The sequence below is a fragment of the Streptomyces griseiscabiei genome (assembly GCF_020010925.1).
Classification (GTDB): domain Bacteria; phylum Actinomycetota; class Actinomycetes; order Streptomycetales; family Streptomycetaceae; genus Streptomyces; species Streptomyces griseiscabiei.
The window spans coordinates 3,852,448-3,872,011 of the sequence record NZ_JAGJBZ010000002.1 but is presented as its reverse complement, the minus strand read 5'-3'; the positions used below and the strand labels follow the sequence as shown (position 1 = coordinate 3,872,011).

Here is a 19,564-nt window from a genome sequence, read left to right as displayed (position 1 = left end):
CAGCCGACGCACGGCTGGGGTTCCTCGATGCGGGGGGCGGTTCAGCGCTGCAGGGTGAGCAGGCCCGGCCGGTACGGCAGTTGCACGTAGGGGGTGCCCGAGGGTGTGTTGGGGGACAGGCCCTGGTAGAGGAACTGCAGGTTGCAGGGGTCGATGGTCATGGTCTGGTCGGGGTTGTTGCGGACCAGGTCACCGTGACTGATGTCGTTGGTCCAGGTGGCGCCACTGTTGGCCTTGCCGGCGAAGGGGTTGCTCTCGGTGGCGGCCTGCGGGGTCCACGGACCGTTCAGGCTGGAGGCCGTGAACGAGCGGAAGAAGCGCTGCTCCGTCGCCCCCCGAGCCTCGACGATCATGAGGTACTGGTTCTGGCCCTGGACCTTGTAGACCTCGGGTGCCTCGAACAGGTTCTTGACCGTGTCGCTCATGACGGTCGTGTACGAGGAGCCGAAGCTGGCCGGGAAGTTCCCGATCGGCATGGTGGACTTGTAGATCTTGCCGTTGTCACCGGCGAAGAACATGTGCATGTTCTGGCCGTCGGCGATCATGGTCGGGTCGATCGCGCTGCCGTCGGGGAGGCTGCCGGTGAACAGCGGTTGCGCCGCGGACCAGCCGTTGGGGTTGGCGGGGTCGCTGGAGGTGCGGTAGACGAAGGGCCATTGGGTGCCCCACCCGTTCGAGGTCAGCACCCAGATGTTCTTGGGCGCGAAGTAGAACAGTTTGGGGGCCACCGCACCCTGGCTCATGCCGGTCTGTCCGGCCGACGCCATGTCCGACCAGTTCGTGAAGGGGCTGAACCCCATCGAGTGCCAGTTGCCGTCGGAGTACGTCGCGTAGACGAGGTGCTTGCCGTTGTACGTCGTGGTGGTGAAGTCCTTCAGCGCGAGCCACCCGTTGGTCGGCTGCGCCAGTGGGCCGGTCGAGCTCCACCGGTACGTCGAGGGAAGAGCGCACGAGTTGGACGCGCCGGACAGGCCGGTCCACTTCTGGTTGTCGGCGCCGGTGCAGTTCCAGAGCTGCACCGCCGTGCCGTTGGCCGTGGCGTTGCCCGACACATCCAGGCACAGCCCGGATTCCACGGCGACGATCGTGCCGTCGGGGTTCGCCCGCCACTGCTGGTTGGTGCCGCCGTTGCAGGACCAGATCACCGGGCGGGTGCCGGCCGTGGTGGCGTGACCCGGGACGTCCAGGCACTTGTTGCCGTACACGGTCAGCTGGTTGCTGTCCGTCAGTGTCCACTGCTGGTTGGCCCCGCCGTGGCAGTCCCAGATCTGCACGTTCGTGCCATCGGTCTGGTTGGCGCCCGACACGTCGAGACATCGGTTCGAGGCAACGCCTCGCACGGCGCTGGTGGTGGCCGCCTGAGCCGGGCCGGCAACGAGCACCGCACCCAGGAAGGCCAGGGCCGCGGCCGTGGCGGTGAGTAGTACGGACAGAGGTTTGCGGCGGGAGGTACGTCTACGCATGGAGACCTCGTCATCCTCGAGTAAGCGGCTCTGGTGGCCTTCGACGGAGGCTGTGCGACTGCCGACGCGATGCGACTCAACACTGATCGATATGTCGAACTCAGGTCGGAATGTCGATCAAGCTGAGATAATGAGAGACCGGACGAACGGCGTCAATACTTCTCACACGATTCGCGGCTCGTGCCGCGCGTCGCCACGACTCCCACGCGTGGGAGTGCAGGGCATTGGTCCGCCCAGGCGCTGCTCAGTGCCTGCCGCACCACAAGGTGCCCCTGAAGAAAGGTTCCGGCTCAAGGCAACCCTGTGCACGGCCTGTGGCAACAAGGGAGCGGATCCGGACAGTTCGGCTGGCCGGGATCCGGATTTCCTCTGGTGAACAGCGCGCAAGGAGAACCTCCCCTCATGGACAACCCCACGAACGGCGGGCGCCGCGGGCGTCATCGCCGTCGCTGGACCGCGACCGGTCTGCTGCTCGGCGCGCCCGCTCTCGTCGTGCCGTATCTCCTGTTCGCGCAGGAGGACTCACAGGCCGCGACGATCGACTCAGGCGCCTACTACCGGCTGGTCTCGGTGCGCAGTGGCAAGGTCCTGGACGTCAACGGCTTCTCCACCGCCGACGGCACCCGTATCCAGCAGTGGACCGACCAGAACACCGCCAACCAGCAGTGGAAGCTGAAGGCCGCCGGGGACGGCTACTTCGAGCTGGTGAACCGCAACAGCGGCAAGGTGCTGGGCATAGCAGGCAATTCCACGGCTCGGGCGGCCGCCGCCGAGCAGCAGACCGACAGCTCCGCCACCTCCCAGGAGTGGAAGGTCGACGAGGTGAGCGGTTCCGACGCCGTCACCCTCACCTCGCGCAGGAGCGGCCAGGTCCTGGACGTGTCCGGGGGCTCAACGGCCCAGGGCGCGGCGGTCATCCAGTATCCGGGCCACGGCACCACCAACCAGCAGTGGAAGCTGGAGAAGGTGACCGAGACCCAGGCGTCAGGGGCCGGTGGGGAGCAGACGACGGCCGCGGCAGGGCCGTATGTGTGGAAGAACGCCCAGGTGGTGGGCGGCGGTTACGTCACCGGGCTGGTGTTCAACCAGAAGGAGAAAGGCCTGCTGTACGCGCGCACCGACATGGGTGGCGCCTACCGCTGGGACACCGCGGCCGAGCAGTGGATCCCGCTGACCGACTGGATCGGCGAGAAGGACTGGAACCTGCTGGGCATCGACTCGCTGGCCACCGACCCCCTCGACCCCAAACGGCTCTACCTCGGCGCGGGCACCTACACCAGCGACTGGGCGGGCAACGGCGCGATCCTGCGCTCCACCGACAAGGGCCGCACCTTCAAGCGCACCAACCTGCCCTTCAAGCTGGGCGCCAACGAAGACGGCCGCGGCGCGGGCGAACGACTCGTGGTCGACCCCGCGGACAACAGCACCCTGCTGCTGGGCACCCGCAAGAACGGCCTGTGGCGCAGCACCGACTACGGTGTGACATGGCGTCAGGTCTCCTCGTTCCCCGTCAAGGACGGGGCGGGCAGCGGCGGCGGTATCTCGTTCGTGACGTACGGCAAGGTCGGCAGCAAGACGGTCTACGTCGGTGTCGGCGACAAGTCCACCTCCCTGTACCGCTCCACCGACGGCGGCAGCACCTGGCAGGCCGTCTCCGGTCAGCCCACCGGCCAGCTGCCGCAGCACGGCGTGCTCTCCGGTGATGGCTCGCTGTACCTGACGTACACCGACAACCTCGGCCCCAACGGCGTGACGGGGGGCTCGGTGTGGAAGTACACGCCGGGCAGCGGGACGTGGAAGAACGTCTCCCCGTCCAAGGGCGATTACGGCTTCTCCGGTCTGGCCGTCGACCCGCGCAAGCCGTCCACGGTGATGGTCACCACCCTGGGGCGCTGGTGGCCCGAGGACGAGATCTACCGCAGCACCGACGGCGGTACGACCTGGAAGGCACTGGCCGACAAGTCGGTGCGCAACGCCTCCGCCGCCCCTTACGTCGGTACTCACACCGGGCACTGGATGACCGCCCTGGCCATCGACCCCTTCAACTCCGGACACGTGCTGTACGGCACCGGCAACGGCATCCTGCGCAGCAAGGACGCGAACGCCTCCGACAGCGGCGACACCAGCCACTGGAGCATGGGGGCCCGAGGGCTGGAGGAGACCGCACTGCTGGACGCGATCGCCCCTCCGGGCGGCGCCACCGTCATCACCTCCATGGGTGACCAGGGCGGCTTCCGCCACGACTCCCTGACCGAGGTTCCCGCCGGGCGGCTGAAGAACCCGCTGATGGCCAACAGCACCGACATCGACTTCGCCCAGTCCAAGCCCTCGATGATGGTCCGCGTCGGCCGGGGCGGCGCGCAGGACGGCGCCTACTCCACCGACGGCGGCAGCACCTGGACCGGCTTCAAGGCGGAGCCGGTGGCCGGCGCCCAGGACGGCCACATCGCGCTCGCCACGGACGGCTCCACCATCGTGTGGACCGAGGCTGGCCAGGCCCCCTACCGCTCGACCGACAACGGAGCGAGCTGGTCCAAGGTCAGCGGCCTGGGCACCGACGCCGTGGTGGTCGCCGACCGCTCCACAGCCAAGACCTTCTACTCCCTGTCCGGCGGCAAGCTCATGGCCAGCACCGACGGCGGCGCGACCTTCACCGCCCGCGCCACCGGCCTGCCCTCCGGCCGCCTCACGGCCGTCCCCGGCATCGCCGGAGACCTGTGGATCGCCGGCAGTGACAAGGGGCTGCTGCACTCCACCGACGGCGGCCGCACCTTCACCACGCTCACCACGGTGAAGTCCGCCTCCGCCCTCGGCTTCGGCAAGGCCAAGCCGGGCACCTCGTACCAGGCGCTGTACCTGGTCGGCACCGTCAAGGACGTCACCGGAGTCTTCCGCTCCACCGACAAGGGCGCCACCTGGGTCCGCGTCAACGACGACGCCCACCAGTGGGGCGCCATCGGCAGCGTCGGCGTCATCACCGGCGACCCCGACACCTACGGCCGCGTCTACGTCGGCACCAACGGACGCGGCCTCCAGTACGGCGACCCGTCCTGATCGCAGTCCCCAACGCACGCGGCGGGGCCGCAGGCACAACTGCCTGCGGACCCGCCGTGGTTGAAAGAGTTCACTTCGCCCCGCACGAGCTCCTTCTGGTCGCTCTTCGACTTCTGCGGAACATGGAATGTCTGCGACAGACGAAAAGGTACTTGAGGTAATCAAGGACACTATTCCGCTCTGCGCACGGACACTTTCATCCGTTCACCTGTTGACACAAGGCAGTTATGTGACTGACCTTCATGCGTAACATCCGGCGCTTTGGAGTCCGGCCGGAGAGCCGCCCCCCCCGACCGGGAGTACACCCATGTCGTCAGGAAGACTGTCCCGCCGCACTTTCCTGGGGGCCGCCACCGGCGCTGCCGCCGCCACGGTGCTGCCCGTCGCGCCCGCCTTCTCGAGCCTGGTGTCCCAGGCGGCGGCCGCCGACCCGCAGACCAACCTGGAGAAACTGGTCGACATGCGGTTCGGCATGTTCAACCACTTCAATCTGGGCACGTTCACCGATCAGGAGTGGGCCGAGCCGAACCAGAACCCCGCTCTGTTCGCCCCCACAGCCGTGGACTGTGCCCAGTGGGCGGACGCCGCCGCGGCGGCGAAGATGAGCTACGGCATCCTGACGACCAAGCACCACGACGGCTTCGCCCTGTGGCCGAGCGCCTACGGCACCCAGAACGTCGCCAACAGCTCCTACAAGCAGGACGTGGTGAAGGCGTACTGCGACGCCTTCCGGGCCAAGGGACTGAGGGTCGGACTCTACTACTCGATATGGGACCGCACCTTCGGCGTCGAGGCGTGGGAGAGCCGGCACAAGGTGTCGGGCCTCGAGATCACGGATGCCATCCAGCCCGGCGACATGACCTTCATGCTCGGCCAGATCACCGAGCTGCTCACCAATTACGGCACCATCGACATGTTCATCACCGACGGCTACGCGTGGCAGATGGGCCAGCAGGCCGTCTCCTACCAGCGGATCCGCGAGCACGTGAAGTCCCTCCAGCCGGACATCGTCATGATCGACCACGGTGCCCTGTCGGTGCCGTTCCTCGGTGACGCGATCTATTTCGAGGAGCCGTTGGGCGTCAGCGCGCCCGCCGGAAACACGTACGCCGCCACGCAGGGGCAGACGATCAGCAACGGCTGGTTCTGGCATCCGGCCACACCGACCGAGAGCCTGATGAGCAAGGACGCCATCCTGTCCCATCTGGCGGACCTGGAACCGAAGTACACCTCCTTCATCCTCAACTGCCCGCCCAACCGCAACGGCAGGCTCGACACCAACATCGTCAACCGGCTCGCCGAAGTCGGCGCGGCCTGGAGCCCGGACACCTCCCGCCCGCCACTGCCGACGCAGATGCTGCGCGCCGAGCACCCCGTCACCCCGGTCAGCGCCTACGCGACCGCGTTCCGCACCGGCGAGGGACCGCTCCACGCCATCGACGGACTGAGCGACAGGAACTACGAGACCTGCTGGTCGACATGGGGCCTGTCCCCGGCCCTGCCCCACTCGATCACGATCGACCTGGGCGGGGTGTGGAGCAACGTCTCCACTCTGGAGTACCTGCCCAAGCAGTGGGGCCGCACCGACACCACCGACGGCGACATCACCTCGTACACCATCTCCACCAGCACCGACGGCACGGACTTCACCCAGGTCGCCACCGGCACCTGGGCCGACGGACGCGCCCCCAAGGTGGTCGAGTGGCCCGCTCGGAACGTGGGATTCGTGCGGATCCAGGCCAACGCGGCCACCGGCGGCTACGCCAACATCGGTGGCCTCCACATCGGCGGCCGGACCGCCGAGCCGGCCCTGGTGTCGAGGGTCCTCCCGGGGGACGGCACGGTTTACCGCATCGTCAACCGCAAGAGCGGCAAGGTCGTCGACGTGTTCAACTTCGGCACCGCCAACGGCACCAACATCCAGCAGTGGCCGTGGCTGAACAACACCGCCCAGAAATGGACCTTCGCCTCCACCGGCGACGGCTACTACGAGATCAAGAACGTGAACAGCGGCAAGCTGATGGAGGTGGCCGGACTCTCGCGGACGGACGGTGGCAACGTCTCCCTCTACGCGGACAACAACGTTCCCCAGCAGCACTGGGCGGTCACGCCCACCGGCGACGGCCACCACTACCTCACCAACCGGTACAGCGGGCTGTCGCTCAACGTCGACTCGGGCTCGACCGCCGACGGGGCCAACATCGACCAGCTCACCTACACCCGCGCACCCGAGCAGCAGTGGCGGATCATCGCGCTCTGACACCCCGGCAACGGGCGGCGCTATGACCAGGGCAGGACCAGGGCACCCCAGGCGACGACGGGGCCGAGGGCGACGATTCCACCGGTGTAGCCGATGACCTGACGGTAGAAGCGGCGCGCGTCCACACCACGGGCGTGGCTGAGGACGAGTGCTCCGTTGGTGGAGAAGGGCGAAGTGTCCACGATCGTCGTGGAGACGGCGAGCGCGGCGATCAGCCCGGCGGCGCTGAGGTGGCTGGAGCAGCAGCGGTACGGCGTCGGGGGTGATCGCGGTGAAGGAGGCGAAGGCGGAGGTGATGGCCATCCGCCGTGAACTACGCGCAGCGCAAGCCGACTTGGACTCGTTCACTGCCCTCGACCAGGGCACGTTCGACTCGGCTCGTTCCCCACGCCGAGTGCGTCCCTGCTGCCGCTCGCGCTCACCCGCTTCCGCCGCCGCCACACAGGAATCCGCATCGATGCGCGCGCCGGAGTCCTTGCGGGGCTCAGGGAGATGCTGCACACCGGCGAGGTGGAGCAAAGCCTGCTCTGGGGCTACGAATGGAACCGCCTCGACGATCCGGCGCTCCCCCCACCCACCTCCTGGACAGCCCCAGGGTGCTGGTCGTCCCCGCGACTCACCCCTGCGCACTCATCCCGCCGTGCGCCTCGGCGACCTCGCCGACCAGGAGTGGATCATCCGCGCCGACAACCACCCCGTCGCCGACGTCCTGCGCCGCAGCTCCCGCCTGGCCCTCACCAGCCGACGCAGCGACGTACGCCTCCTGCCGCTCGCCTCCGACGTCCCGGCCCCCAGGCGATGGCCCGCGTCCTGCGCGCGGTGGCAGCGGTTCATCGCACCAGACCTGCACCGCACTCAAATAGGAGCGGTCCGGCGCGGCTGACAGTTCGACCACGGACTGCGCCCCCAGGATCGCGGAGGCCACCTGTCGTGCGTCTGGGTCTACCGAAGAACACGACGGGCCTGGACGCCCACACGAAGGTACGGGGCCGCGAGCGAGGCCTGGCCGTGGATGTTCTGGGGCTGGTCATCGGCGTCGTGGTGCTGGCCTCCTCCGCGCACGACACCAGGGATCACTGCGCTTCCTCGTACGTCTCCACGACGCTGCCCTTCCCACGAGCTGGGGCATATGGGTACCGGCACGAACTCGGCGCTCCCTGCTGGGGCTTGGGCACAACGAGCAAGGCCGCCTGCCCATGTCCGCCGCTCGGCACGAACTATCGTCGACGTCTTCGAACGCGGCTACGAGACCGACGCGTCGAATGTATTGCAGGAGCACACGGCTCTGGCCGGCTCCCAGTTGGCCGAGTCCGACGACCACACCTGAGCGCCACCAGCGCGGCGGTCGACGGCCACCCTTGGCCCGTTACCGCTTGGATCGCATGGGTTCGCCGGACCGGGGCCCGCGAACCGAACCTCGACGGCAAGATCAAGGATTCCGCCGAGTCGCAGAGAGGTATCGTGCGGCCGGCCTGCCGGACGGGATCTATGGCCGCGCGGCGTGGCCGTGGAGCCCGAGCCTGGTGATCGTGCGGCGGAGCGCGGCGCGGATCGCCTGCGTTGTCGACGGGTCGAGCGGAGTGGAGAGGTGGTCGATCTCCAGACCCGCGACGACCGAGAGAATGATCTCTGCATCTACCTCGGGATCGTCCGAGCCGAGCCGGCTCGCGACATGGCCGACCTGGATCTGCATCGCCTGGCGCCATGCCCGCGAGACGCGCGCGAGATCCGGCCTACGGGTTGCTTCGATCAGGAACTCGTACTCCGCGACCAGCCTCGTTCGTGACTCGGTCAGTCCGTGTTGGATGAACGCAGTGAGGTGCTCGGCGACATCGTCGGCGTGGTCGCCGTCCTCCACCCCTGCGAAAGCCGCGAGGACCCGGTCCGCCTCGCGGCGGGTGTGCAACTCGAACGCTTCGAGGATCAGATCGTCCTTGGTCTTGAAGTAGTAGCCGAGAGCTCCGAGCGGCAGTCCCGCTTCCGTCGCGATGGTACGCATGGACAGCCCGGCCAGTCCCTTGTCCCCGATGACCCGCAGGGCTGCTTCGAGGATGGCCGCCTTGCGGACCTCACCGCGCTCGGTCAGTACAGGGGTGTCTCGTTGGTGGGCGGATCCGCCGGGCCGGCTCATGTCTTTCCTCGTCCTCTTCCCCTGTGGGTGACCGTCGGGCGTCGCACGACGGCGGTGCATGGCGCAGTGGCCGCACGGTAGCAATCGCGGAGCAGCCCGCCTGAGCGGTGAGGCTGCCGCAGCCTACCATCTCAGGTTCAATTTGAACGAACGTACAACTTGTATCGATCTGGAATGTGCAGGCTGATAGGCCATTGCCATAGCGCCTAGACATCCTTACTGTGACGAACGTCCAACTCATTTACGGCATCGAGCGTCCAGGATCCGAGGGTGAGCACCACATGAACCCGAACAGCACCGACGGCCGCCCCGTCGCGATCATCAGTGGGGTCGGCAGCGCATCCGGCATCGGGTTCGCCTGCGCCAGGCGATTGGCCGACGACCACGCGCTGCTGATCACCTCGACCACCGGGCGGATTCACGAGCGGGTGGCCGAACTGGCGGGGAGGTGCCCCGTCCGTGGGATGGCGGGCGACCTGACCGATCCCCGGTTCGCCGAGTCGGTGGTGGCGCAGGCGATGGACGCCTTCGGCCGGGTCGACGTGCTGGTCAACAACGCCGGCATGGTCTCCGTGGCCGAGCCCGAAGACCCGTCCAGCCTCGCGACGGCCTCCGACGAGCAGTGGCGTTCGACCCTCGCGCGCAACCTCGACACCACCTTCCACCTGACCCGCGCCGCACTCCGGCCGATGCTCGACCGGGGGTACGGCCGGGTGGTGAACATGTCGTCGCTCTCGGGTCCGGTGATGGCCTACAGGGGCGACGTCGCCTATCACGCGGCCAAGGCCGGCCTGCTCGGCCTCACCCGCTCGACAGCCATGGACACGGCCTCGCGGGGCATCACGGTCAACGCCGTCGCGCCCGGCTGGATCGCGACCGGGGGGCTCGACGAGCACGTCGACGCTCTCGGGGCGGCGACGCCGGTCGGTCGTGCCGGGCGTCCCGAGGAGGTGGCCGCACTGGTGGGGTTCCTGGCCTCGCCGGAGTCGTCCTACGTCACGGGACAGCTGTTCGTGGTGGACGGCGGCAACTCCATCCAGGAGGAGCGCGGGCTGAGCCCGGCAGGCGCCCCCGCGTCACTTTTCACGCATTAGCTCTTTGCACGCCCGTATGGCCTTTACCCGTACTGCCCATCGCCAAGAGGAGCGAAGGATGGACCTGAACTATCTGTCGGCCGACGAGATGCTGGGGGCGTTTCGGCGGCGCGAGCTGTCCCCGGTGGAAGTCCTGGACTCGCTGATCGAACGGGTCGCCAAGACCAGCGAGGTCAACGCGGTCGCCGAGGAGATGTTCGACGAGGCCCACGATGTCGCGCGGGCCGCCGAGGCCAGGTACGCGGGGAGGGGCCCGGCGCCCCGGGCACTCGAAGGCGTCCCGGTCGCGGTGAAGGAGGAGATGCCGATCGCCGGCAGGTCCCATCGCTTCGGCTCCCTGCTGACCGAAGGCAACGTCGCGACGCAGACCCAGCCGATGGTCCAGCGGCTGATCGACGCCGGTGCGGTCCTGCACTTGCGGACCACGACGCCGGAGTTCTCGATCGCCGTGACCACCCACTCCGAGCTGTGGGGCGTCACACGCAATCCATGGAACCTCGACCACAGCCCCGGCGGTTCCTCGGGCGGCTCGGGTGCGGCACTGGCCGCCGGACTCGCCCCACTGGCCACCGGCTCCGACATCGCGGGCTCCATCCGGGTTCCGTCGGCTCTGTGTGGCATCGTCGGGTTCCGCCCCTCCTACGGACGGATTCCGTCGCTGCCGCCGCTCAGTCTCGACACCTACTGTCAGGACGGGCCGATGGCCCGCACGGTCACTGACTGCGCTCTCTTCCAGAACGTCATCGCCGGACCGGACCTCCTGGACCATGTCTCGGTACCCGCCGCTCCACCGCTCCCGACGGCCTTCGGGTCGTGTGCGGGACTGAAGGTCGCGCTCGCGGTCACCATCGGTGACTTCCCCGTCGTCCCCGAGGCGGCGGCGAACATCGAGCGGTTCGCGAACGCCCTGCGGGACGCCGGAGCCGAGGTGACCCCGGTCGAGATCCCGATCACCCGCCAGTCGATCATGGCCACCGCGTTCGCCCACTACGGCCTCCTCCTCGCGCCTTCCGTACGGGAGGCGGCGCCGGCCGACGACCCGCGCTGGTCCCGGAACGTCCTCGACGTCGTCGAGGCGTGCGAGGCGGCCCTGGAGAAGATCGGTTCCCTGCGGATCGCGGAGGAGGAAGGCCGTATGCACGCCGTGCTCGCCGAGATCTACCGCGACCACGACGCCATCATCTGCCCGACCATGGCCACCACCGGCTACCCGGCGGACGCCACGTCCGTGGAGTCCGTCGAACTCGCCGAGGGCGTGCACTTCGACAACCTCGTGAGCCAGTGCCTGACCCAGCTCTTCAACATCGCGAGCAGACATCCGGTCCTCAACGTGCCCTCGGGCCGCGCAGGCAACGGGGTGCCGACCGGGGTGCAGATCGTCGCTCGACCGTACGACGATCTGACCGCGTTCCGCCTCGGCGCGGCCGCCGAAGCACGTCTCGGCCTCTGGAACGACCCGGACTGGCGCCCGAAGCTGGCCCACCATGGCTGAGACGCAACGGTCGTTCACCGACGAAGGCACGGTGGACGCGGCCGCCTCAGCCGCCCCCGTCACCGGCCCGACGCTGTCGGCGCAGGACGCGACCCGCCTCCTGCGCGAGGAGTGGGGAATCACCGGTCGGCTCACCGACCTGGGGAGCACGCAGGACCAGATCATGCTGGTCGAGAACGCCGGGACCGGCCGACGACACGTCCTGAGGGCGACCCTGGCCGACAGCGGTGCCGAGGCGGCCCACGCCGAACATCTGGCGATCCGTCACTTCCGGTCCCGGGATCCGGGCCTCGTGGTGCCGGAAGCCGTCCCGACGCTGCGGGACCATGAGCTGGTCGATCTCGACGGGCTCCGCATACGGCTGCTGGACTGGGTTCCGGGCGCACCGATGGGCGCCGCCGCGCACCTCTTGCCGAGGGCCCTGCGCTGCCTCGGCCGTCTGGCCGCGAGATCGGTCACCGCACTTGCCGGGTTCGACCACCCCGGGCTGCACCGCCGCTCTTCATGGGATCCGCGCCACGCGGTCCAGACCGTGGCGGACCTCACCGATCACTTCACGGACGTGGAGAACGCGCTCATCGAGCGGGCACTCGCTCCGGTGGCCGAGCTCATCACCGGCGACATCGCCGGGCGGCTGCCGGAACAAGCCGTGCACACCGACATCCACGAGCACAACGTGGTCGGTGACTTCGACGCCGACGGAGATTTCGTACCGACCGGGATCATCGACTTCGGTGACCTGGTGTGGACGTGGCGGGCCGGCGAGATCGCCACGCCGATGCTGGCCGCCATCGCACGCGGGCCCGAGGACCCCGTGGGTGCGGCGCTGCCCGTCCTCGCCGGATACCTCGACGTGCTGTCGTTGTCCGAGGCGGAGGCAAACGCGCTGTGGACGCTGATCCGCGCGCGTGCCGTGCTCTGCGCGGCGCTCCAGACCGTCGCGTCGCACCAGGATCCGGACGACGAGGGGGCGGCCAAGATCGCCGCCGAGGACTGGCGAGCACTGCGCGCCGTGCTGGACGTCGACCCCGCTCTCGCCACCGCGGTGGTGCGCGAGGCCTGCGGTTTCGGCGCGCCGGAGACCGACCTGGCCGATCTCGTCGCCCGGCAGTCACCGAGCCCGATCCTCCGCGGCCAGGATTTCGGTCCGCTCCGGCCGGTCGATCTCAGCGTCGAGTCGGAGCTGTTCTCCGCGGGCAACTGGCTGGACGACGCGGCCTTCCCGCCGCTCGGAGCCGACACGGAGACGGCCGTCGGGCGCTTCGACGAGGTCCGCCTCGGCCGGCCGGACCCCACCGACCAGGCGCCCGCCGCACTGCACCTGGGGGCTGATCTGTTCGTCCCCGTCGGCACGGAGGTCTTCGCTCCGCTCGACGCCACGGTAGTCCGGGCCGAGGCTCAAGCCGTCGTGTTGCAGAGCCGCGTCGACACCACCACGTTCTACGTCCGGGTCGCCGGAGTGGCCGCGCACTTCCCCGTCGGGCACACCGTGCGCCGTGGAGCCGAGGTCGCGGTGGTCGCGCCGTCCACCGGCCCGCTGCCTGCCCACGTCCACGTCCAACTCGGCCTCTCGCCCGACCTGCCGGGCCTCGGCCGGGTACGGGACCGTGCGGCCCTCCTGACGCTTTGTGCGGACCCGTCACCGCTCGTCGGGACGCCCACCAGGGCGGAGCACGGAAAGGCGGTCGAACGTGTGCATGAGCAGCGGGCGAAGTACGTGGCCGGCGCCCAGTCGACGTACTTCGAGACTCCCGTACACATGGTCCGAGGCTGGCGGCACTGGCTCTACGACAGCGCGGGCCGACGATACCTCGACATGATCAACAACGTCGCGATCGTCGGGCACTCCCACCCCGCTCTCACCTCGGCGGCGGCACGGCAGATGGCGCTGCTCAACACCAACTCCCGCTTCCTGTACGACGCCATGGGCGAGTACGCGGAACGACTCGCCTCCACCCTGCCCGAGGAACTGCATACCTTCTTCTTCCTGAATTCGGGCAGCGAGGCCGTCGACCTCGCCGTCCAGCTGGCCCGCGTCCACACCGGGCGTCGCTCGGTGGTCGTCGTCGAGGGCTCCTACCACGGCTGGACCTCGGACGTGTTCGCGCTGGACACGCTCCCCCACGACCGCCCGCGGTGGCGCGAGGAACTCGACTCACACGTCCACGTCGCCGAGACACCCGACCCCTACCGCGGACGGCACGGTGCACGCGCGGAACCGTACGTGGAGTCCGTGCGGCGAGCCTGCGCCGAAGCCGGCCCGGGCGGTGGCGTGGCCGCGTTCGTGGCCGAACCCCTGCTCGGCAGTCAGGGAGGAATCGTTCCTCCCCAGGGGTACCTGGCCGGGGCCTACGCCGCCGTGCGCGAGGCGGGCGGGGTGTGCGTCGCCGACGAGATCCAGGTCGGGATGGGACGGACCGGTCCGGCCTTCTGGGCGTTCGAAGGCCAAGGCGCGACCCCCGACATCGTCGCCGCGGCAAAGGCCACCGGCAACGGACACCCGATCGGTGTCGTCGCGTGCCGGCCCGAGATCGCGGCGGCGTTCGGCCGACGAGCAGGATTCTTCTCCTCCACCGGCGGCGGCCCGGTCTCATGCCGGATCGGTACGGCGGTCCTCGACGTCCTCCGTGACGAAGGCCTGGCGGCGAACGCGCGTACGGTCGGCACGTACCTCGGCGCAGAGCTCGACGCCCTGGCCGCACGCTTCCCCGAGATCGGCACCGTCCACGGGGAGGGCCTCTACCGCGGGGTCGACATCGTCGTACCGGGCGGCAAGGAGCCGGCGCCCGCCGCCGCGACCCAGATGTGCAAACGCATGCTCGAACTCGGTGTCGTCATCCAACCCACCGGAGTCGAGCTCAACGTCCTGAAGATCAAGCCGCCCCTCTGCTTCGACACAGCGGCCGCCGACCACTTCGTCGCCCAGTTCACCCGGGTGCTCGAGGAGCGGGCACGGTCCCGCACAGCCTCGGCACGATCGATTCACCGGCACCCCACGACCAGCAAGGCTGCCGATGAAAGGAATGAGAGCCCATGACCGGAACACCCGCCACTGAAACCGGGATCGAACTGCACCACGTCGATCCGGTGCCCGAATCCCACCGCCGAGGACGCCCCCGCGACCTCTTCCACGTGTGGTTCGCCTCCAACCTCAACGTCGGCAACGCCATCTTCGGCGCGATCATCTACTCGGTCTGCCGCAACATCCCGCTGGCGCTGCTCGCCGCCGTCATCGGCAACCTGGTCGGAACCGTCCTCATGGCCCTGCACTCGATCCAGGGTGCCAGGCTGGGGATTCCCCAACTGATCCAGAGCCGCGGCCAGTTCGGCTACCTCGGCGCCCTGGTGCCCGTGGTGGTGGGGTCCGTCATGTACGTCGGGTTCACGGTCTCGGTCTCGCTCGCGGGCGGTATCGCGCTCAAGGTGGCCACGGACGACAGCATCCCGCTGCCCCTGGCCACGTCACTGGTCGCCGCGCTGAGCGTGGTCCCCGCACTGATGGGCAACCGGGCCATCCACGTCGTCGCCCGCTGTGCGACGTGGCCGCTCACCGTCAGCCTGATCGTCGTCAGCGTCTACACGCTCCTCCGAGGGGACGGCGTGGCGGTGGCGTCCGGTCCGGTGTCGCTCACGTCGTTCCTGGCCGGCACCGGGGTCGCCGTGACGTTCGCGCTCACCTACGCGACGGCCGTCTCGGACTACTCGCGCTACCTGCCGAGCGACGCGTCGGGCCGGGCGGTCTTCTGGTGGACGGCGGCCGGGGTGTTCCTGTCCTCCACCTTCTGCTGCGTCATCGGTGTGCTGCTCGCGGCCAGGTTCGCGGCCGCGGACGTCTTCCAGAGCGCCAGTGCCGCGCTCGGCGGCGGCGCACTCGCGACAGTCGTCCTGGTGGTGACCGCCCTGGGCCTGGCCGTGACGAACATGCTCAACCTCTACGGCGGGATGCTGAACCTGATCACCGGCCTCTCGACCTTCGTCAAGATCCCGAACTCGTTCAGGACCCGTGCGGCAATGATGCTGCCGACCCTCGTCATCGGCCTGGGCCTGGCCGTCACGGCGTCACAGGACTTCACCGGCAACCTGACGGCGTTCCTGTCGTTCCTGCTCCTGCTGCTCATTCCCTGGGGAGCGGTGAACCTCGTGGACTTCTACCTCGTCCAGCACGGAGAGTACGACGTCCCCGGCATGTACACCCGCAGCGGAAAGTACTGGAGCGATCCGGCCACGTGGACCCACTACGGGGTCAACCTCAAGGTCCTCATCGCCTTCCTGACCGGCGTGGTGTCCGGCATCCCGGCCATGAGCAACGCCTGGTACGTCGGGCCCGTCGCGCGACAGCTCGCCAACGCCGACCTGTCCTGGATTCCCGGCATGGTCGTCACCTCGGCCGTCTACTTGGCGCTCGTCCGCGTCGGCCGCACCACCCATGGAGAGTCGTCCGCGGCAGTCGCGCCCCCGCACCGGACGTCTCCCGTGTGAGGGGTGGCGGCGGAGGCTCCCGCGGGTCTTCCGGCCAGGCTCAGCCGTCAGGGCGCCGATGGTCAGGGTCGTGTGTTTCCTGTTTCGACTCAGGCCGCGGAGTGGCCGTTTGTGGTGATGAAGTCGATCGGATGGGAGGTGCGGCCCTGAAGGGCGAGGTCCGCCGCACTGGACGGTTGCCCGTCTCAGGACTGTACGGCCGAGCGCAGCTCGGGCAAGGACAGGACCTCGTCCAGCACGTCGACGTAAAGATCCACGTGCTCGCGGCTGAAGGTCATGGGCGGTTTGATCTTCAATACGTTGTCGTGCACGCCATTGGGGAACACGATGACGCCTCGCTCCTTCATGAGCTCGGTGACCATGAAGGCCTGCTCGGTGGCCGGCATTTTGGTGGTGCGGCTACGGACCAGTTCGACGCCGAGGTAGAGCCCTTCCGCCCGCACGTCACCGATGAGCGGTTGGCGCTGCTGGAGCTCACGCAGCGACTGGGCGAAGTACCCGCCCACGCTCACGGCGTTCTCCCTCAGCCCATCCCGCTCGACGATGTCGAGCACGGCCTCGCCGATCGCGCAGGAGACAGGGTTGCCGCCGAAGGTGTTGAAGTACTTCATGCCCGTGTCGAACGCGTCGGCGATCTCCCGAGTCGTGACCACCGCCGCGAGGGGATGCCCGTTCCCCAGTGGCTTGCCCATCGTGACGATGTCCGGGACCACCCCCTGGAGCTCGAACCCCCACCAGGGCCCGAGTCGTCCGACGCCGACCTGGACCTCGTCGGAGATGCACAGGGCGCCCGCTCGCCTGGCAGCGGTGAACACGCCGTCGAGGTAGCCGTCGGGGAACACGATGTTCCCGCCCGATCCCATCAGGGACTCGGCGATGAAAGCGGCAGGGGGTCGGCCGTCGGCCGTGATCCGCTCGATGACAGCCGCGGCGTCGCGGGCGTACTTGACTCCGGCGTCCCCGTCGTCGTACCCGTAGGTGCTGCGGTAGCGGTCCGGGATGACGACCTCGTGGGTGGTCGCGGGTGCACCGGAGCCGCCGGGGCCCTTGTAACGGTTCGGGCTGATACCGGTCACCACGCCGGTGTTTCCGTGGTACGCGCCGTCGATGTTGACGATGTGCTGACGACCTGTCACCTGGCGGGCGATCCGCAGCGCCAGGTCGTTCGCCTCGCTGCCCGTGCACACCAGGAAGACCACCTCGAGCGGCTCGGGCAGGGTGGCTACCAGCTTCTGTACGTAACTGGCGATCTGCGGGTAGACGAAACGGCTGTTGGTGTTGAGCTTGCGCATCTGTCGAGTGGCGGCGGCCGTCACGCGTGGTTCGGCATGGCCGACGTGGGTGACGTTGTTCAGCGAGTCCAGATAGGCCAGGCCGTCCTCGTCGTGGAACCACACGCCCCGCCCGCGCACGAGGTTCATCGGGGTGCGGTAGTAGTTGCGCTGGGAGCGAGCGATGTGGCGACGGCGCACAGAGACGACGTCGTCGACGGTGGGGGCCGCGGCGGAGGATTCGGTGAATCCGAGGAGCCGGGCGGGGTCGGGTGACAGGTGGCTCCACACCTGCCGTGCGGAGGGCGGCACGACACGAGGCGGCGGCCACGTGGCCATCCGCGCGGTGCGATGGACCTGTACCTGGACGCAGGGCCCGAGCGGGTCCGTCTCCTCGCTCCCGCCGGCTCGTCCCAACGGCGCCCCGGCCGGAACTGTCGCCGCGACGGGCGGCGTGTCGTCGAGGCCCCACCAGCACGTCCAGAACTCCAGCCCCTCGACCGCGTGTCGCAGCACCAACGGCATCCCGGCGCCACCGCGGGCTTCGACTACGCCGGGCAGCGGGCTGGCTGCCTCCTCGGCGTCTGCCAGGATCAGCGAACCGCCGACCTGGACCGTCGCGGGCTCGTCGGCTCCCGGGCGGCGTCGGCCCCCCGGGAGCAGCGATGCGCTGAGGTGGGGCACGTAGCCCCGTCGCCGTCTTCCGTCGAGGACGTCGTCGATGCTCGCGCGCACCGCCCTCGCGTCGTGCCAGTCGACTTCGTCGTAGAGATCACTTGCCGGTCGCAGGTCGAGCAACTGTGGGGCCGGTGCGTACGGGGAACCGTCTAGGGCCGCATCTGCCAGGGCCTCTCCCAGACCCCGCTGCTCCTGCGTCGGGGGGAGCCCGCACGCGACCCGGAACGTCGCCTCGGCGACCTCGGGGCAGACCTCGGCGACCTGCGTGATCGCCGGCCAGGTGTGTTGCATGCGGATTCGCCCGTACGGCGTGTCGCTCTCGGCGACCCGGCGCGTCCACGTCACGGCGTTCATGCACAGCCGGGCTGCCGCCAGCGGATAGACAGCCGCCAGTTCCTCGGCCGTGAGGGGGAGCACCGAGTGGAAGCCGGCCACGACCTCGGCCGCCGCGGCGAGCGGGTCGGCCTTGCGGACCATGGCGTAGCCCGCCGCGATCGCCACCTCCGCCGCGCGCGCACTGTGGAGCGAGTCGCCCAGGTCGACGATGCCCGAGATCCGCAGCATCCCGTGCTCGTCGGCGTGGGCGAGGACGTTGGCGTCATTGAGATCCTGGTGCACGACGCTCTGCGGCAGTCGGTCCCATACGGGCAGGAGATCGTCGTACCAGCCCATGATCGTGCGCACCGACTCCCGCCGGTCCGCGTCCTGTACGGCGTGCAGCGACGCCTCGACGATCTCGGCGGCCCGGCGCATGTCCCAGTCGTGCGGTTGCAAGCCCACCGGTGGCTCCACGCTGGACAGGCCGAGACTCAGCCGCCCGGCGGATTCTCCCAGCTGACGCAGAAGCGCCGCGGGGTGGTCGTCGAGATCCGCCAGGACCCGGCCCTCGATCCAGCTCATCACGCGAACCACGTGCGTTCGGCCCTCGTGGACGACGGCGGCAAGGGACTTCCCCTCGCGTGTCGGGATCAGCCGTGGCACCGGAAGGTCGGGAACGGTGAAGGCCAGATGCTGCAGGAGCGAGTTCTGCCAGAGAACATCGGCCGAGTCCGGCTCCGCGCGGGTGACCCGTACGAAGTAGCGCATGCCGTCGTCGCCGGTGATCCGAACGTTGTGGTCGACCTCCCCTCCCAGGGGGTGCTGGACGTATCCCTCCAGTCCGAAGGACTGCCGCAGCACGTGATCGAGGAACGGGCCCGGCAGGTGGCCGGTGGGACCGGGGACGGTCGTTCCGTCCTGGCCGGTGGTGGTCGCTGAGGTCATCGGTGCGTTCTCTCTCTCATCGTCAGGTCGCTCATCACTCACCGTGGGCCCGCGCCAAGACGCTCAGGTCGTGGCCAGTCCCCCGCAGCTTGGAGGGCCGATACTGAGCCGAGGTACGCGGCGCCCCTCAGCAGCGCCTGCTCAAGGTGACGGACTGGGGGATCGGGTGCCTACGGAAGTGCCATGGCTGTGCTCCAGATGCGTGCTTATGGCACCAGCGCTGTCCAGCCCGAGGTGACGCGTCAGATGAAACACCGCGGAGAATCCGGCAACAAGGGACTCGAGGCCGCGACATCGACCCCGTATTTTGTGCCTGTGCACAATCTCTGCCAGGAAGCCCCAGCGACATGTCAGCGGCATTGCCCGGAGACGGCCCCGG

Annotated in this window: 12 protein-coding genes and 2 pseudogenes; 10 read left to right on the top strand and 4 right to left on the bottom strand. The window is 68.9% G+C overall.

Annotation, left to right across the window (positions count from 1 at the left end; genetic code table 11):
* Nucleotides 1–41: 41 nt before the first annotated feature.
* Nucleotides 42–1,463, bottom strand: coding sequence for a non-reducing end alpha-L-arabinofuranosidase family hydrolase (locus tag J8M51_RS33605; protein WP_086756458.1), 1,422 nt, complete (start codon nucleotides 1,461–1,463; stop codon nucleotides 42–44).
* A 402-nt stretch (nucleotides 1,464–1,865) separates the two neighbouring features.
* On the opposite strand from J8M51_RS33605, the gene J8M51_RS33600 reads away from it, so the two are divergent.
* Entirely contained in the window at nucleotides 1,866–4,517 is a 2,652-nt protein-coding gene (locus tag J8M51_RS33600) for an RICIN domain-containing protein (protein ID WP_086756456.1), read from the top strand.
* Between the two features lie 307 nt (nucleotides 4,518–4,824).
* Nucleotides 4,825–6,777, top strand: a complete 1,953-nt coding sequence (locus J8M51_RS33595; RefSeq protein WP_179203134.1) for an RICIN domain-containing protein — start codon at nucleotides 4,825–4,827, stop codon at nucleotides 6,775–6,777.
* A 20-nt stretch (nucleotides 6,778–6,797) separates the two neighbouring features.
* On the opposite strand, the gene J8M51_RS33590 is transcribed toward J8M51_RS33595, so the two are convergent.
* A complete protein-coding gene (locus J8M51_RS33590; protein WP_256964880.1) occupies nucleotides 6,798–6,959 on the bottom strand; it encodes a hypothetical protein in 162 nt (53 codons plus the stop codon).
* Here J8M51_RS33590 and J8M51_RS33585 point away from each other — a divergent pair.
* The 4 genes and pseudogenes from J8M51_RS33585 to J8M51_RS33570 all read left to right on the top strand — a co-directional run.
* Nucleotides 6,952–7,089, top strand: coding sequence for a hypothetical protein (locus J8M51_RS33585; protein WP_256964878.1), 138 nt, complete (start codon nucleotides 6,952–6,954; stop codon nucleotides 7,087–7,089). The two genes, J8M51_RS33590 and J8M51_RS33585, sit on opposite strands and share 8 nt — an antisense overlap.
* A 90-nt stretch (nucleotides 7,090–7,179) precedes the next feature.
* Nucleotides 7,180–7,254, top strand: a pseudogene (locus tag J8M51_RS33580) (hypothetical protein); the annotation flags it as partial.
* A gap of 163 nt (nucleotides 7,255–7,417) precedes the next feature.
* On the top strand, nucleotides 7,418–7,660 hold the full coding sequence (locus tag J8M51_RS33575) for a hypothetical protein (RefSeq protein WP_256964877.1): 243 nt from the start codon (nucleotides 7,418–7,420) through the stop codon (nucleotides 7,658–7,660).
* 47 nt (nucleotides 7,661–7,707) lie between these two features.
* Nucleotides 7,708–7,842, top strand: a pseudogene (locus J8M51_RS33570) (IS5/IS1182 family transposase); the annotation flags it as partial.
* 421 nt (nucleotides 7,843–8,263) lie between these two features.
* Here the strand turns inward: J8M51_RS33570 and J8M51_RS33565 are convergent.
* Nucleotides 8,264–8,908, bottom strand: coding sequence for a TetR/AcrR family transcriptional regulator (locus J8M51_RS33565; protein ID WP_179203133.1), 645 nt, complete (start codon nucleotides 8,906–8,908; stop codon nucleotides 8,264–8,266).
* Between the two features lie 281 nt (nucleotides 8,909–9,189).
* Here J8M51_RS33565 and J8M51_RS33560 point away from each other — a divergent pair, with 281 nt between their 5' ends.
* From J8M51_RS33560 to J8M51_RS33545, 4 genes are read left to right on the top strand one after another with little or no spacing between them, the layout of a single operon-like run.
* Nucleotides 9,190–10,002 carry an SDR family NAD(P)-dependent oxidoreductase gene (locus J8M51_RS33560; protein WP_086756451.1) on the top strand — a complete coding sequence of 271 codons (813 nt, stop codon included), beginning with the start codon at nucleotides 9,190–9,192 and terminating at the stop codon, nucleotides 10,000–10,002.
* Nucleotides 10,003–10,060: 58 nt separating this feature from the next.
* Complete coding sequence (locus J8M51_RS33555; protein ID WP_086756449.1) at nucleotides 10,061–11,494, top strand: amidase; 1,434 nt, start codon at nucleotides 10,061–10,063, stop codon at nucleotides 11,492–11,494.
* Nucleotides 11,487–14,531, top strand: a complete 3,045-nt coding sequence (locus J8M51_RS33550; RefSeq protein WP_086756447.1) for an aminotransferase — start codon at nucleotides 11,487–11,489, stop codon at nucleotides 14,529–14,531. The genes J8M51_RS33555 and J8M51_RS33550 overlap by 8 nt, the downstream gene beginning before the upstream one ends.
* Entirely contained in the window at nucleotides 14,528–15,973 is a 1,446-nt protein-coding gene (locus J8M51_RS33545; RefSeq protein WP_086756445.1) for a purine-cytosine permease family protein, read from the top strand. Before J8M51_RS33550 ends, J8M51_RS33545 begins: the two co-directional genes overlap by 4 nt.
* A 185-nt stretch (nucleotides 15,974–16,158) precedes the next feature.
* On the opposite strand, the gene J8M51_RS33540 is transcribed toward J8M51_RS33545, so the two are convergent.
* Nucleotides 16,159–19,185, bottom strand: a complete 3,027-nt coding sequence (locus J8M51_RS33540; protein ID WP_086756443.1) for an aminotransferase class III-fold pyridoxal phosphate-dependent enzyme — start codon at nucleotides 19,183–19,185, stop codon at nucleotides 16,159–16,161.
* Nucleotides 19,186–19,564 lie beyond the last annotated feature (379 nt).